This window comes from Rhodopseudomonas palustris (assembly GCF_007005445.1).
GTDB classification, from domain to species: domain Bacteria; phylum Pseudomonadota; class Alphaproteobacteria; order Rhizobiales; family Xanthobacteraceae; genus Rhodopseudomonas; species Rhodopseudomonas palustris_G.
On record NZ_CP041387.1, the window covers coordinates 3,902,160 to 3,915,145 of the forward strand.

The window sequence follows — 12,986 nt, forward strand, 5'->3', positions numbered from 1 at the left end:
GCGCCTTCCGCGGGGCGCCATCATTGTTGTTTGTGCGGCAAAACGTTCCTATAGGTCGAATCCACTGTCAACAATCGCATCCGCAATGCGATGCGCCGGAATCGCGGAGCACGCCCGATGCGTTCGATGTTGTTCGTTCCGGGCGACAGCCCGCGCAAATTCGACAAGGCCGTACAGGGCGCAGCCGATGCGCTGATCCTCGATCTCGAAGACTCCGTCGTGCCGGAAAAGAAGGACGAAGCCCGCACGCTGACGCGCACGATGTTGCAGGCCCCGCGCACCGGGCAGCAACTCTACGTTCGCGTCAACGCGCTCGACAGCGGCCGCACTCTCGACGATCTCGCGGCGGTGATGCCGGCGGCGCCGGACGGCATCGTGCTGCCGAAGTCACGCGGTGGCGAGGATGTGCGCAGATTGGCGCTGTGGCTCGATGCGTTCGAAGCCGTGGCCGGGCTTGCGGCGGGCACAACCCGCATCGTGGTGGTGGCAACCGAAACCGCCGGCGCGATCTTCGGTCTCGGCAGCTACCAGGATTGCTCGCCGCGGCTCGAGGGGCTGATGTGGGGCGCGGAAGATCTCGCCGCCTCGCTCGGCGCCAGCCAGAACCGCAGCGGCGGCGAATTGCACTCGCCCTACCGATTGGCGCGCGATCTGTGCCTGATGGGCGCTGCAGCGGCGGGCGTCACCGCGATCGACGCGGTGTACACCGACATCGACGACCTCGCCGGGCTGGAGCAGGAGACACGCGCCGCGCGGCGCGACGGTTTCGGCGCCAAGGCGCTGATCCACCCCAAGCAGGTCGAGATCGTCAACGCCGCGTTTGCGCCGACCGCAGAGGAGCGCGCGTGGGCCGAAAAAGTTGTCGCCGCGTTCGCGGCCAATCGCGATGCCGGCACGCTGCGGCTCGACGGCCGCATGATCGACCGACCGCATCTGCGCGCGGCCGAGAACATCCTCGGCCGGCTGCCTCACTGATGCCCGCGACGACGCTCAGCGATCGAACACCGTGTTGCGCTGGGCGTTCACCAGGATGAACGTCGTCCGCTTCGGGATTTCCTTCAGGTTCTCGGCGCCGATGTAAGTCATCGCCGAGCGCAGGCCGCCGGCGATCTTCTCCACCGTGGCGCGCACCTCGCCGCGATACGGCACCTCGACGGTCTTGCCTTCCGCCGCGCGATAATCGGCGACGCCGCCGTGATATTTGTTCATCGCGGTCTCCGACGACATGCCGTAGAACACCATGCTGGTGGGCACCTGCCGGCCATCCTGTTCGACGCATCTCAGTTCGCCGCCGCACTCGTCGTGCCCGGCCAGCATGCCGCCGAGCATCACGAAGTCGGCGCCACCGCCATACGCCTTGGCGAGATCGCCGGGGACGACACAGCCGCCGTCCGAGCAGACGTGGCCTTTCAGCCCGTGGGCGGCATCGGCGCATTCGATCACGGCGGAGAGCTGCGGATAGCCGACGCCGGTGAGATCGCGCGTGGTACACACCGAGCCGGAGCCAATGCCGACGCGGACGATGTCGGCGCCGGCGATCACCAGCGCCTCGGTCATCTCGGCGGTGACTACCGTGCCGGCCATGATGATCGCGTCCGGATTCTCCTCGCGCAGCTTGGCCACCGCGCGCACGAACGCCTCGGTGTAGCCGTTGGCAACGTCGATGTTCAGCATCGGCACCTTCACTTTGGCCTTCACGGCGGCGAGCCGCTCCCAATCGGCCGCGCCGGTGCCGACAGTGACGAACACGTTGGCGTCCTCGTCGCTCGACAGATACTCGGCCAACCGATCCGGATCATGGAACTTGTGCAGGGCGACCAGCGCGCCGAACGGCTTGAAGGCGCGCGCCATCTCCAACGTGCCGATGGTATCCATGTTGGAGGCGATCAGCGGAAACCCGGTCCAGGCGCGGCTGGAATGGCGAAAACGCAAGCTGCGGGTGATGTTGGCCTCGAACCGCGACGACAGCACCGAGCGTTTGGGCCGGATCAGCACGTCGCGAAAGTCGAGCTTCGGGTTCAAATCGATGTGCACGCGCGCCACTCCCGGTTTCATCGGCCGAACGTCGACCTTAGAAAGGAATCATTGCGCATTGGTTGGCGCACGGGAAGGGAGAACGGAATGCAAGTGGCAGTGATGGGGGCCGGCGCGGTCGGGTGCTATTTCGGCGGATTGCTGTCGCTGGCCGGCCACGACGTGACGCTGATCGGACGACAAAGCCATGTCGATGCGATCGAGGCCAACGGCCTGCTGCTCGACACCAAGGACGGCATCCAGCCCATCCCGGTGCGCGCCGTCACCGAACCCGGCACCATCGCCCCGCCCGATCTGGTGCTGTTCTGCGTCAAGTCGGCCGACACCGAGAGCGCGGGCCGCGCGCTGCAGCCTCGCCTGAAGCCGGACAGCGTGATCCTCAGTCTGCAGAACGGCGTCGACAACGCGACCCGGCTGCAAGCAGCGATCGGTCATCCGGTGATCGCCTCGGTGGTCTATGTCGGCACAGAGATGGCCGGCCCCGGCCATGTGCGGCATCACGGTCGTGGTGACCTGCTGATCGGCGCCTCGGCGCAGAGCGAGGCGATCGCTGCGATGCTGACGGCGGCGAAGATTCCCACCACGGTCGCAGCCGACATCGATCAGGCGCTGTGGTCGAAGCTGATTTTGAACTGCGCCTACAATGCGCTGTCGGCAATCGCCGACCTGCCCTACGGTCCGCTGCTTGCGGTCGACGGCGCCCGGGAGGTCGTGATCAATGTCGTCAACGAGTGCATTGCCGTCGCACATGCAGGCGGCGTCAGCATTCCCGACGACGTCATGACCAGGACGCTGGCGCTGCCGGCAGCAATGCCGAGTCAGAAATCGTCGACCGCGCAGGATCTGACACGCGGAAAGCCGAGCGAGATTGATTTTCTCAACGGCACCGTGGCGCGGCTCGGCGCCGCGCGCGGCGTGCCGACCCCGACCAATCTGGCGCTGACGGTGATGGTCAAGCTGATCGAAACCAGCCGCGGCACCGCCTCGCACTGATCAAGGCGTCGTCTTGATCCGGCAGTTGTAGGCCTTGCGGAAGCCGGCGGCGCGCGCGTCGTCCTCCGAGCAGAACCAGCGGTTCGGTTTGGTCAGGCTGGCGTAGCTCGGACAACCGCGGATCTGATACAGGCCGACATTACCGGTGATGCGGGCTCGTCTGGCGATCTTGCCCTTGATGGTGCAGCCCGGCAGCATCGCCGGGGTATCAGGAAACATCGCGTCGATCAGCGCGGCGCGCTTGTCCTCACGACAAGCGGCGCCGCGCAGCGCGGCGTCCCTGTTCCAGCGCCTGAAGTCGTTCGGCGCCACGAAGCAGCCCTGCCACAATCCCTTGTGCTCATCCCTCGCTTTGGCCTCGTCGCCGGCGAAACGATCCTTGCCGCCGGTGACGGCGTTCAGTGCAAAGCCGTCCTGCACCATGCGGCGGCTGAGACTGTCGGTCTCACCGGCGATCGCGCATGTGCCGAGACGTCTTCCCTTGAACACGGGGTCGGGTCCCAGATCGCGACAAGCGACGCTGCGGCCCCCGATCAGCTTGACCAGCGCATCGCGGGCCTCGATCCCGCAGGCCGACGGATCGGCGAACTGGTTGACACAGCGCTGATCGAGCTCCGGCGCATCGATCCCCTCCAGCCGGAACACCTTGTCGCCGAGCTGCACCGTATCGCCGTCCTTCACCACCGCATCGGCGGCGACCGCCGGCGACGTCATCATCGCCAGCCCCAGCACCATCACGATCAGTCGACGCATTCTCAAATCCTCGTCCCGCCTGGCGGCCACTCCGGCCATTCACAGTCATACCAGCCGTGCGCCGAAATGGTAGTCGCCCAACGCCGGAGCGCTTTGCGAGCGCGCGGGCACTTGCTAGAACCGCTTCATGTCCGATCCAGCGATCCACGGTCCGGCGATGTCGTTCGACGACAAGGCGCGGATGATTCAGAACCGTCGTTCGATCCACGGCGCCATCATCGGCTTGCAGCTCGACCGCTATGCGCCGGCGGAGGCGTGGAGCAGCCTGCCGTATCACCCGGTATTCGTCGGCGACGTCTCGACCGGGGTCATCCACGGCGGCGTCGTCACCGCGATGCTCGACGAAAGCTGCGGCATGGCGGTGCAGCTCGCACTGCCCGGGACAGCCGCGATCGCCACGCTCGATCTGCGGATCGATTACTTGCGGCCGGCGACGCCCGGACAAGAGATGCGCGCCCACGCCCATTGCTATCACATCACGCGCTCGATCGCGTTCGTTCGCGCCACCGCCTATCAGGACGCCGAGGACGTCCCGATCGCCACCGCCACCGCGATGTTCATGATCGGCGCCAACCGCACCGACATGCTACGGCAGACGCCGAAGGTGACGATGGACTCCCCACCGGAGCTGGTGGCGCCGGACGATCCCGACGGGCCGCTGGCGATCAGCCCGTATCCGCGCTTCCTCGGCATCCGGGTCGACGACGACGCGCGGGCGATGATGCCCTACAATCCGAAGCTGGTCGGCAATCCCATCCTCCCGGCGCTTCACGGCGGCGTGATCGGTGCATTCCTCGAGACGGCGGCGATCGTCAGCGTTCGGCGCGAGATGGGCCTCGCCGCCGCGCCGAAGCCGATCGGTCTGACGGTGAACTACTTGCGCTCCGGCCGGCCGCTCGACACCTTCGCCAAGGTCTCGATCGTCAAGCAGGGCCGCCGCGTGGTGGCGTTCGAAGCACAGGCCTATCAGCGCGATCCTGCCGAGCCGATCGCATCGTGCTACGGCCATTTCAAACTGCGCTCCGGCGTGGCCGAGTAGATCCCGCACTCGGCCTGCAACAATCACCGCCGACACCAGGGCAACGGAGCCGCGATTAAGCGGCGATTCACCACGCTTCGCCCGGCGGAACCGGTTTCACCCCGGATTCAGCATTGCAGGAATAGGTATCGCGCTGTCGCAACGGGCACTGGCCTCTCGCGGCACATTGCTGCGAGATCGACACCCTCCGATGACCGCGAACAGCAAGATCGCGAACGCCGTCTACATCGAATTCGTTCGGTTGCTGTACACCGCGCGCTGGCCGATCGTGGTGGTCGGCTGCGCGACGCTGAGCACGGGCCTCGCCGTCGCCTGGCAGACCCGCGACGCGGTGATGGCGGTGATCGGCGTCACCGGCATGGCGGTGACGCTCGGCCGGCTGGCGCTGTGCTTCGCGTTCGACCGTGCCGTGGCGCGGCGTTCGCTCGATGTCGCGACGGCGAAGTTGTGGGAGCGCCGGCTCGCCATCGGCGTGATCTCGACCGGGGTCTGCGTCGGCGCCTTCGCGACGCGCTGCTTCCTATTGCCCGACCTCGCCGCGCACATGATCGCCGGGGGCCTGGTGTTCGGCTATTGCGCCGGCACCACCACGCGGTTTTCGATCCGGCCCTGGATCGTGCAGACTTCGCTGGTGGTGTCGGTGACGCCGGCGATCGCAGCGGCGCTGTGGAATTTCGACCTGATGCACGGCGCGCAGGCGCTGCTGTTCCTGCTGTTCGCATTCGGCGGTCTCGAACTGATCGACTACATTCACGCCACCACCGCCGAGCAACTGACGCTGCGCGCCGAAGCGACGCGGCTCGCCCGAGCAGATGCGCTGACCAACCTGCCGAACCGGCGGCATCTGGTCGAACATTTCGACGAGCTCGCCCGGCGGCTCGCGCGCCACGGCGAGGGCTTTGCGGTGATCAGCCTCGATCTGGATTTCTTCAAGGAGGCGAACGACCGGTTCGGCCACGCCGCCGGTGATGAGATCCTGCGCATCGTCGCCGGGCGGATGACCGAACTGCTCGCCGACAACGATCTCGCGGCGCGGATCGGCGGTGACGAATTCGTCGTGGTCCGGGCCAACGTCTCGGATCCGGCGGACGCCGATCGGCTCGGCCGGCGGATCGTCGCGTCGCTGTCGGAGCCCTATGCGGTCGCCGGCGAGGCGGTGATGCTCGGCGCCAGCTTCGGCAGCGCGCTGGCACCGACCGACGGCTTCACGCTCGACGAATTGCTGCGCAGGGCCGACGAGGCCCTGTATGCGGTGAAGCGCAACCGGCCGAGCCGAGTTCGCGAGGTCACCTCCTGCACCGATGATGCGCCGCTGGCGCCGGAGATCGGCACCATGCCCGAGCATGACCAAACCGTCCCGGCGATAGGACAGACCAGCGCCGACGTCGCCTGATCAGCGCCCGCCGTCGGCGAGCCGCCAGACGTGGCGGGCGATCATCAGATCCTCATCAGTCGGGATCACCCAGACCGACACCTTGCTGCCGGGCATGCTGATTCGCCCGGCGCCGGACAGGTTCGCATTGGCCTCGTCATCGAGCGCGACGCCGAGCCACACCGCCTGGGCACACACCCGGCGGCGGATTTCCGCGGCGTGCTCGCCGATACCGCCGGTGAACACGAGCGCGTCGAGCCCGCCGAGCGCAGCCGCCAGCGAACCCAGCTCGCGTGCGACCCGATACACAAACAGCTCGATCGCCTCGCACGCTCTGGGATCGTCACTCGCCAGCAACGTCCGCATGTCGTCGCTGATACCGGAAACGCCGAGCAGGCCGGACTTTCGATACAGCAGGTCTTCGACCTCACGCGGCGTCATGCCTTTCTCGTCGAGCAGATACAGCACCACGCCGGGATCGAGTTCGCCGCAGCGGCTACCCATCATCAGGCCGTCGAGCGCGGTGAAGCCCATGGTGGTGGCGATGCTTCGGCAGCGCTGCATCGCGCACATGCTGGCGCCGGCGCCGAGATGCGCGACCACCACCCGGCCGTCCGCGACGGCCTGTCCGGCGACGTCCGGAAGCCGGCCGGCGACATATTCATAGGACAGTCCGTGAAAACCGTAGCGCCGCACGCCCTGCTCGGTCAGGCAGCGCGGCAGCGCGAAGGCGGTGGCAAGCTCCGGCAGCGGATGGTGAAAAGCGGTATCGAAACAGGCGACCTGCGACAGGTTCGGATGCAGCTTCGCCAGCGCCTCCATCGCCGCGACGTTGTGCGGCTGATGCAGCGGCGCCAGCATATCGAAGCCGCGGAGCTGGGCGATCACCGCCGGATCGACCTCGACCGGCCCGTCGAACAGCGCCCCGCCATGGACCACGCGATGGCCGACCGCCGCCAACCGCTGCTCCGGGAACGTGGACCCGATCCAGTCCAGCAGCACCGCCATCGCATCGTCATGGCTGGAGCCCTCGGGCAGATAGGCGTCGTGCCTGGTGGTCCCGTCGCTGTTCACCACCTTGAAATGCGGGCGATGGCCCAGGCTGCCAATGCCGCCCTCACAGATCAGGCACTCGGCGGTCGGTTCGGCATGAGCGTCGTACAACGCGAATTTGACGCTCGAAGAGCCGGCGTTCAGGATCAGCAGGGCATCGCTCACGCGGCACCTCCGGACAGGCTCGGCAGCGCCGCGGCCTTGTGCCGGGCGAGCAGCAGCGCGATCGCGCAGGAGCCGAGCCGTGCCAGCGTCTTGTCGGCGCGGCTGGTGAGGATGATCGGCACCCGCGCACCGAGTACGATCCCGGCGACCCGGGCGTGCGCCAGATATTCGAGTTGCTTGGCCAGCATATTACCCGCCTCGAGGTCCGGTACCACGAAGACATCGGCACGGCCGGCGACCGGCGAGACGATCCCCTTGGTCTTGGCGGCCTCTTCCGACACTGCGTTGTCGAACGCCAGCGGCCCGTCGAGAATGCCGCCTTTGATCTGGCCGCGCTCGGCCATTTTGCACAGCGCCGCAGCGTCCAGCGTCGAGCGGATGCTCTCGGTGACGGTCTCGACCGCCGACAGGATCGCCACCCGCGGCTCGGCGATACCAAGCGCATGAGCCAGATCGATCGCGTTCTGGATGATATCGCGCTTGTCGGCGAGCGACGGATAGATGTTGATCGCAGCATCGGTGACCAGCAGGGCGCGGGGATAGTCGGGCGCGTCGATCACATAGACATGGCTGATCCGCCGCGCGGTGCGCAGGCCGCGAGCGCCGTCGACCACCGCGCGCATCAGCTCGTCGGTATGCAGCGCGCCCTTCATCAACGCCTCGACTTCGCCGGATCGCGCCATCGCCACGGCGGCCGCGGCGGCGGCATCGCTGTGCTCGACAGGCACGATCTCGTAACGCGACAGGTCCAGCGCCGCCTGGGTCGCGGCGGCGCGGATCTTGGCCTCCGGGCCGACCAGCACAGGGACGATCAACGCTTCACGCGCCGCCTCGACCGCGCCGAGCAGCGACGCGGTATCGACCGGATGCACCACCGCGGTACGGATCGGCTCCAGTCCGCGCGTCATCTCGATCAGCCGTTCGTAGCGCTGCGCGGTGCGGTTGAGATCGATCTCGGGCAACAGGACGCGCGGTCGCGAGATCTTTTCGACAGGCGCGATCACTTCGGCGAGGCCGGTGATCACCTCTTCGCCGCGCTGATTGGTGGCGCGGCAATCCAGCAACAGCCGCTTCTTGGCCACATTCTTCTCTGTCACCTTTACCGTGACGGTGACGGTATCGCCGAGCACGACCGGCCTGACGAAGCGCAGCGATTGATCGAGATAGATCGTGCCCGGCCCCGGCAGTTGCGTCCCGAGCAGCGTCGAGATCAGCGATCCGCCCCACATTCCGTGCGCCACCACCTGATGGAACAGATCGCTCTTGGCGAAGGCGGCATCGACGTGCATCGGATTGACGTCGCCCGACATCACCGCGAACACCTCGATGTCGCGATAGGTCAACGTTCGCACCAGGCTCGCGGTATCGCCGATCGCGATCTCGTCGAAGGTGCGATTTTGGATGTACTCCATGTCTTTCTCCAGCCGGAACAGCGATCAGCCGATCACGTGATAGCCGGCGTCGATGTATTCGATATTGCCGGTCAGCGACCGCGCGGTGTCGCCGACCAGGAAGGCGGCGACCGCGCCGACGTCCTCGATGCTGACGAGCCGATGCGCCGGCAGCCGGGCGCGGGTGCGCTCCAAGAGTTCGTCGAACCGCGCGATGCCGGATGCGGCGCGTGTCATGAGTGGCCCGGGCGACAGCGCGTGGACGCGGATTTTCTTCGGCGCCAGTTCGGCCGCCATGTAGCGCACCGAGCTCTCCAGCGCGGCCTTGACCGGCCCCATCAGATTGTAGTCTTCGACCACTTTCTCCGAGCCGTAGAACGACACGGTGAGCAGGCAGCCGCCGTCCGGCATCAGCGGCTCGGCGAGTCTGGCCATCCGGATGAAGGAGTGGCACGACACGTCCATCGCCATCGCGAAGCCGGCCTGCGAGCAATCCACCACGCGGCCGTGCAGGTCCTCCTTCGGCGCGAACGCGATCGAATGCAGCAGGAAGTCGAGCCGGCCCCATTGCGTCCTGATCCGCTCGAACACCGCCTCGAGCTGCCCCGGTTCGCGAACGTCGCACGGCACCACGATCGGACTGCCGAGTTGCTCGGCCAGCGGCGTGACGTGAGGCGCGGCCTTGTCGTTGAGATAGGTGACAGCGATGTCGGCACCGGCATCGCGAAACGCGCGCGCGCAGCCGAATGCGATGCTCTGGTCGTTGGCAATCCCGACGACCAGCCCCTTCTTACCTTGCAAGCTCATTCGATCTCCGTAACCTCAGCACCGTGTCATCACCATGACAGGCACATGCGGCCAGCCGCCGGCGGCGGCCGGACGTCGCCCCTCACTTCAACAATTGCCGACGCATCCGTAATAGCTCTTTGCGCCGGGCGGGCGAGGTCTCCGGATAGCTCATTTTGAGCGATTCCATGGTCTCGGCGATCACCTGTGAGACGATCAGCCGCGCATTCTCCTTGTCGTCGGCCGGAACCGCATACCACGGAGAGTCCGCGCTCGAGGTCTCGCTGAGGCACTTCTCATAGGCCTCCATATAGTCGTCCCAGTAGCGCCGCTCTTCGAGGTCGGCGACGCTGAACTTCCAGTTCTTCTTGGGCTCGTCGATCCGGGCCAGAAAGCGCTTGCGCTGCTCGTCCTTCGACAGATGCAGGAAGAACTTCACGATCCGGGTGCCATTGGCGTGCAAATGCTGCTCCAGATTGCGGATCGAACGGTAGCGCTTGTGCCAGAACGTTTTGCCGAAATGCGTGCCGTTCGGCACCGCCTCGCTCTGCAGGATGTTCGGGTGGACACGGACGATCAGCACCTCCTCGTAGTACGACCGGTTGAAGACGCCGATCCGGCCGCGCTCCGGCAGGTCGCGGGTGGTCCGCCACAGGAAATCGTGCTGCAGCTCGGTCGCGCTGGGGTGCTTGAAGCTGAACACCTGGCAGCCCTGCGGATTGATCCCCGACATCACGTGGCGGATCACCCCATCCTTGCCGGCGGCGTCCATAGCCTGGAAGATCAGCAGGACCGCATGGCGGTTGCTGGCGTAGAGCAGTTGCTGCAGATCGGCGAGACGCTGGACCTGGGCGCGGAGCATTTCCTGGTAATGCTCCTTGGATTCATAGAACGGATCGACCCTCGTGGGCCATTTGGCGAGGTCGACACTGGTGCCCTCCTCGACCCGGAATTGCTTGGTCCTGATCTTCATTCCTGTCCTTTCGGGCGCTGAACGGGCGGTCGCCCGCCGGAGACGACCGCACCGGTCCACGAATTATAACCATCTCGGCAGGGCTGCGAACACCGGGTCTCTGCGGGCATCACGATCAGTCAGGCTTCGTTCATCATCGGCGACTTATGGTTGCGGCCGAAGCCTCAGGAGCGCCGGAAGGTGCGGATGGGGACATAAAGCTACCTCATTCGTCCTTCATCTGCGCCGACCGGCGACCCCGCACGATCCCCCGAAGCGCTTGTGAAGCCTACGGAAATCACTATGGTGCGGGCCGCCGCGGACGCTGTGGGAGGCACGATTGGAGCCGTAGCCCACGTCGCACGGTGCGCAGCGCTGACAAGAGCGGTCGAGATGGAAACGTCCATTCCTAATAAAGTTCTCACCGCGCAACTGCGCCGGGGCCATGCGGCACGGCTCGCGCTGTTCGTGCTGCCGCTCCTGCTGTTGGCTCCCGCCATCTGGAACGGCTACCCGCTACTGCAATACGACACCGGCGGTTACCTCGCCCGGTGGTACGAGGGCTATCTGGTTATCAACCGGTCGACCTCCTACGGTATTTATCTTCATCTCGGCGAGCAGACCCAATTCTGGCTCAACCTCGCCTTCCAGGCGATCGTCTCGCTGTGGATCATCCAACTGACCCTGCGGGTGTTCGGCATCACCGGGCCGTTTCGGCTCGCCGCGATCGGGGTCGGCCTGATCGCCACCACGGCGCTGCCGTGGATCACCAGCATGCTGCTGACCGATATCTTTGCCGGGCTGTCGTTGCTGTCGCTGTTCCTGCTGATCGCCTATCGCGACCGGACCACGACGCTCGAAAAGATCCTGCTGTTCATTTTCACAGCGTTCGCGGCCTCGACCCACAGCGCCACCATGATCGTGCTCGCCGGCGTGTGCGCCGCCGGCTGGGTGCTGCTGCCCTGGTTGCGCGGCCGGATCAGCGCGGCCGGTCTGACCCAGGCCAGCTCGGCGCTGGTGGTCGGCGCGCTGCTGGTGCTCGGCTGCAACTATGCGCTGTCCGGAAAGCTGACCTGGACGCCGGGCGGCTCCGGCGTGGCGTTCGGTCGGATGCTGCAGGATGGTATCGTCAAACGCTATCTCGACGACCACTGCCCGCGGCAACAGCTCAAGCTGTGCCCCTACAAGGACGAATTGCCGCCAACGGGCGACGATTTTCTTTGGGGCGGCAACAATATGTTCGACAAGCTCGGCCGTTTCGAGGGAATGAGCGGCGAGATGGAGTTCATCTCGCGTCAGGCATTGACGACATACCCGTGGATGCAGTTCAAGGCTGCCGCCAAGGCGACCTGGGACCAGCTCGTGCACGTCGCCACCGGCGAAGGCACCAACGGCTGGCTGCCGCACACCTACGGCATCATCGAACGCTACATGCCCGATCAGGCGCCCGCCATGCGTGCTGCAAAGCAGCAGCATTGGGATATCAATTTCAACGCAGTCAATTGGGTGCACGTGCCGGTCGCGCTGGGCTCGATGCTGCTGTTGCTGGGGCTCCTCGGCCACGCCGCATGGCAGCGCCGGCTCCACGACGTGACGCTGCTTGCCGGCACCGTGGCCCTGGCGCTGTTCGGCAACGCCCTGATCTGCGGCATCATCTCCGGCCCGCACGACCGCTACGGCTCGCGGATCGTCTGGACTGCCACCTTCGTGGTGATGATCGCCGCGGTGAAACACTTCCTCGCCAACCGCAGCCCGGCCGACGACGGCGCCGAATAAGATTCGGACGCAAACAGCCGCGCGGACAATTGCCCGGGCGGCTGTTCGCACTCAGCTAGATCAATTCCGGTTCGAACCCGAACTCGACTTCCAAGACGCTCCGAGAAACCTACCCGTTACGGGCAGGCATGCCGGCGACCGTCATAGCCGAGATAGGTGCCCGACGCGGGGTCATAGGACCGGAAACGCTGCGAGCAGTAGGCGTGGGCATCCGCTCCGCGTGCCTGGGCCTGACTGTTGGCGATCGCACCACCGATGATGGCGCCCGCTGCCAACCCGCCGATTGCCGGGCCCCAGCCGTAGCCGCCGTGGTGCCGGTGGTAGTAACCACCGTGGCGTCCGCCGCGATGGTGGCCGTGCCAGCCGTGACGAGGACCGTGGGGGCGCCACTGCACCTGCTGAGCGGCCGCGGGCGCCTGATGCGCGGCCGCACCGGCCATCGTCGGCGCAGCAGCCGCCGCGGCGGACGCAACTGCCAGTGAACCGATCACCAGCGCGGCTGCGGGTAGCAAATGCGAGATCTTCATCAATAATTCTCCCTGGCTTTCAAGCGATCGAGACGTCTGCGACAGGTCGGCGCCGGCAGACGATGTGCGGCGACAACGACCGATACCAGCGACCGTTCCGTCAACCGGGTGCGACCCAGTGGCTCCGTCTGCGACCGCACACAAC

Annotated in this window: 12 protein-coding genes; 5 read left to right on the forward strand and 7 right to left on the reverse strand. The window is 66.2% G+C overall.

Going from position 1 to position 12,986, the window contains the following annotated elements; all coding sequences use genetic code 11:
* Positions 1-117: 117 nt before the first annotated feature.
* Entirely contained in the window at positions 118-975 is an 858-nt protein-coding gene (locus FLL57_RS17950; protein ID WP_142883595.1) for an HpcH/HpaI aldolase/citrate lyase family protein, read from the forward strand.
* A gap of 15 nt (positions 976-990) precedes the next feature.
* Here the strand turns inward: FLL57_RS17950 and FLL57_RS17955 are convergent, their stop codons facing one another.
* Positions 991-2,034 carry a GMP reductase gene (locus FLL57_RS17955; RefSeq protein WP_047307459.1) on the reverse strand — a complete coding sequence of 348 codons (1,044 nt, stop codon included), beginning with the start codon at positions 2,032-2,034 and terminating at the stop codon, positions 991-993.
* Between the two features lie 87 nt (positions 2,035-2,121).
* Between FLL57_RS17955 and FLL57_RS17960 the strand changes: the two genes are divergently transcribed.
* On the forward strand, positions 2,122-3,027 hold the full coding sequence (locus tag FLL57_RS17960) for a ketopantoate reductase family protein (protein ID WP_142883596.1): 906 nt from the start codon (positions 2,122-2,124) through the stop codon (positions 3,025-3,027).
* On the opposite strand, the gene FLL57_RS17965 is transcribed toward FLL57_RS17960, so the two are convergent.
* Positions 3,028-3,780 carry a thermonuclease family protein gene (locus FLL57_RS17965; protein WP_142883597.1) on the reverse strand — a complete coding sequence of 251 codons (753 nt, stop codon included), beginning with the start codon at positions 3,778-3,780 and terminating at the stop codon, positions 3,028-3,030.
* 127 nt (positions 3,781-3,907) lie between these two features.
* On the opposite strand from FLL57_RS17965, the gene FLL57_RS17970 reads away from it, so the two are divergent.
* Together FLL57_RS17970 and FLL57_RS17975 are read left to right on the forward strand one after the other, a co-directional pair.
* Positions 3,908-4,819 (forward strand): PaaI family thioesterase, encoded by a 912-nt coding sequence (locus FLL57_RS17970; RefSeq protein WP_041807551.1) that lies wholly within the window; start codon positions 3,908-3,910, stop codon positions 4,817-4,819.
* 190 nt (positions 4,820-5,009) lie between these two features.
* Positions 5,010-6,212: a GGDEF domain-containing protein gene (locus FLL57_RS17975; RefSeq protein WP_142883598.1), complete on the forward strand. Its 1,203-nt coding sequence runs from the start codon at positions 5,010-5,012 to the stop codon at positions 6,210-6,212.
* Here the strand turns inward: FLL57_RS17975 and FLL57_RS17980 are convergent, their stop codons facing one another.
* From FLL57_RS17980 to FLL57_RS17995, 4 genes are all read right to left on the reverse strand, one after another.
* Positions 6,213-7,409 (reverse strand): acetate/propionate family kinase, encoded by a 1,197-nt coding sequence (locus FLL57_RS17980; protein WP_142883599.1) that lies wholly within the window; start codon positions 7,407-7,409, stop codon positions 6,213-6,215.
* Positions 7,406-8,821 (reverse strand): bifunctional enoyl-CoA hydratase/phosphate acetyltransferase, encoded by a 1,416-nt coding sequence (locus FLL57_RS17985; RefSeq protein ID WP_142883600.1) that lies wholly within the window; start codon positions 8,819-8,821, stop codon positions 7,406-7,408. The genes FLL57_RS17980 and FLL57_RS17985 overlap by 4 nt, the downstream gene beginning before the upstream one ends.
* Positions 8,822-8,845: 24 nt before the next feature.
* Entirely contained in the window at positions 8,846-9,607 is a 762-nt protein-coding gene (gene fabI, locus FLL57_RS17990) for an enoyl-ACP reductase FabI (RefSeq protein ID WP_047307464.1), read from the reverse strand.
* A gap of 82 nt (positions 9,608-9,689) precedes the next feature.
* Positions 9,690-10,559, reverse strand: coding sequence for an ADP-polyphosphate phosphotransferase (locus FLL57_RS17995; RefSeq protein WP_013504393.1), 870 nt, complete (start codon positions 10,557-10,559; stop codon positions 9,690-9,692).
* 372 nt (positions 10,560-10,931) lie between these two features.
* Here FLL57_RS17995 and FLL57_RS18000 point away from each other — a divergent pair, with 372 nt between their 5' ends.
* A complete protein-coding gene (locus tag FLL57_RS18000; RefSeq protein ID WP_142883601.1) occupies positions 10,932-12,314 on the forward strand; it encodes a hypothetical protein in 1,383 nt (460 codons plus the stop codon).
* A gap of 116 nt (positions 12,315-12,430) precedes the next feature.
* On the opposite strand, the gene FLL57_RS18005 is transcribed toward FLL57_RS18000, so the two are convergent.
* Positions 12,431-12,841: a BA14K family protein gene (locus FLL57_RS18005; RefSeq protein WP_047307467.1), complete on the reverse strand. Its 411-nt coding sequence runs from the start codon at positions 12,839-12,841 to the stop codon at positions 12,431-12,433.
* Positions 12,842-12,986: the final 145 nt, after the last annotated feature.

Bases quoted from the DNA above. Each gene is read 5' to 3' on its own strand.
- FLL57_RS17995 (WP_013504393.1), bottom strand. From the start codon at position 10,559: ATGAAGATCAGGACCAAGCAATTCCGGGTCGAGGAGGGCACCAGTGTC.
- FLL57_RS17985 (WP_142883600.1), bottom strand. From the start codon at position 8,821: ATGGAGTACATCCAAAATCGCACCTTCGACGAGATCGCGATCGGCGAT.
- FLL57_RS17970 (WP_041807551.1), top strand. From the start codon at position 3,908: ATGTCCGATCCAGCGATCCACGGTCCGGCGATGTCGTTCGACGACAAG.
- FLL57_RS17975 (WP_142883598.1), top strand. From the start codon at position 5,010: ATGACCGCGAACAGCAAGATCGCGAACGCCGTCTACATCGAATTCGTT.
- FLL57_RS17960 (WP_142883596.1), top strand. From the start codon at position 2,122: ATGCAAGTGGCAGTGATGGGGGCCGGCGCGGTCGGGTGCTATTTCGGC.
- fabI (WP_047307464.1), bottom strand. From the start codon at position 9,607: ATGAGCTTGCAAGGTAAGAAGGGGCTGGTCGTCGGGATTGCCAACGAC.
- FLL57_RS17950 (WP_142883595.1), top strand. From the start codon at position 118: ATGCGTTCGATGTTGTTCGTTCCGGGCGACAGCCCGCGCAAATTCGAC.
- FLL57_RS18000 (WP_142883601.1), top strand. From the start codon at position 10,932: ATGGAAACGTCCATTCCTAATAAAGTTCTCACCGCGCAACTGCGCCGG.
- FLL57_RS17965 (WP_142883597.1), bottom strand. From the start codon at position 3,780: ATGCGTCGACTGATCGTGATGGTGCTGGGGCTGGCGATGATGACGTCG.
- FLL57_RS18005 (WP_047307467.1), bottom strand. From the start codon at position 12,841: ATGAAGATCTCGCATTTGCTACCCGCAGCCGCGCTGGTGATCGGTTCA.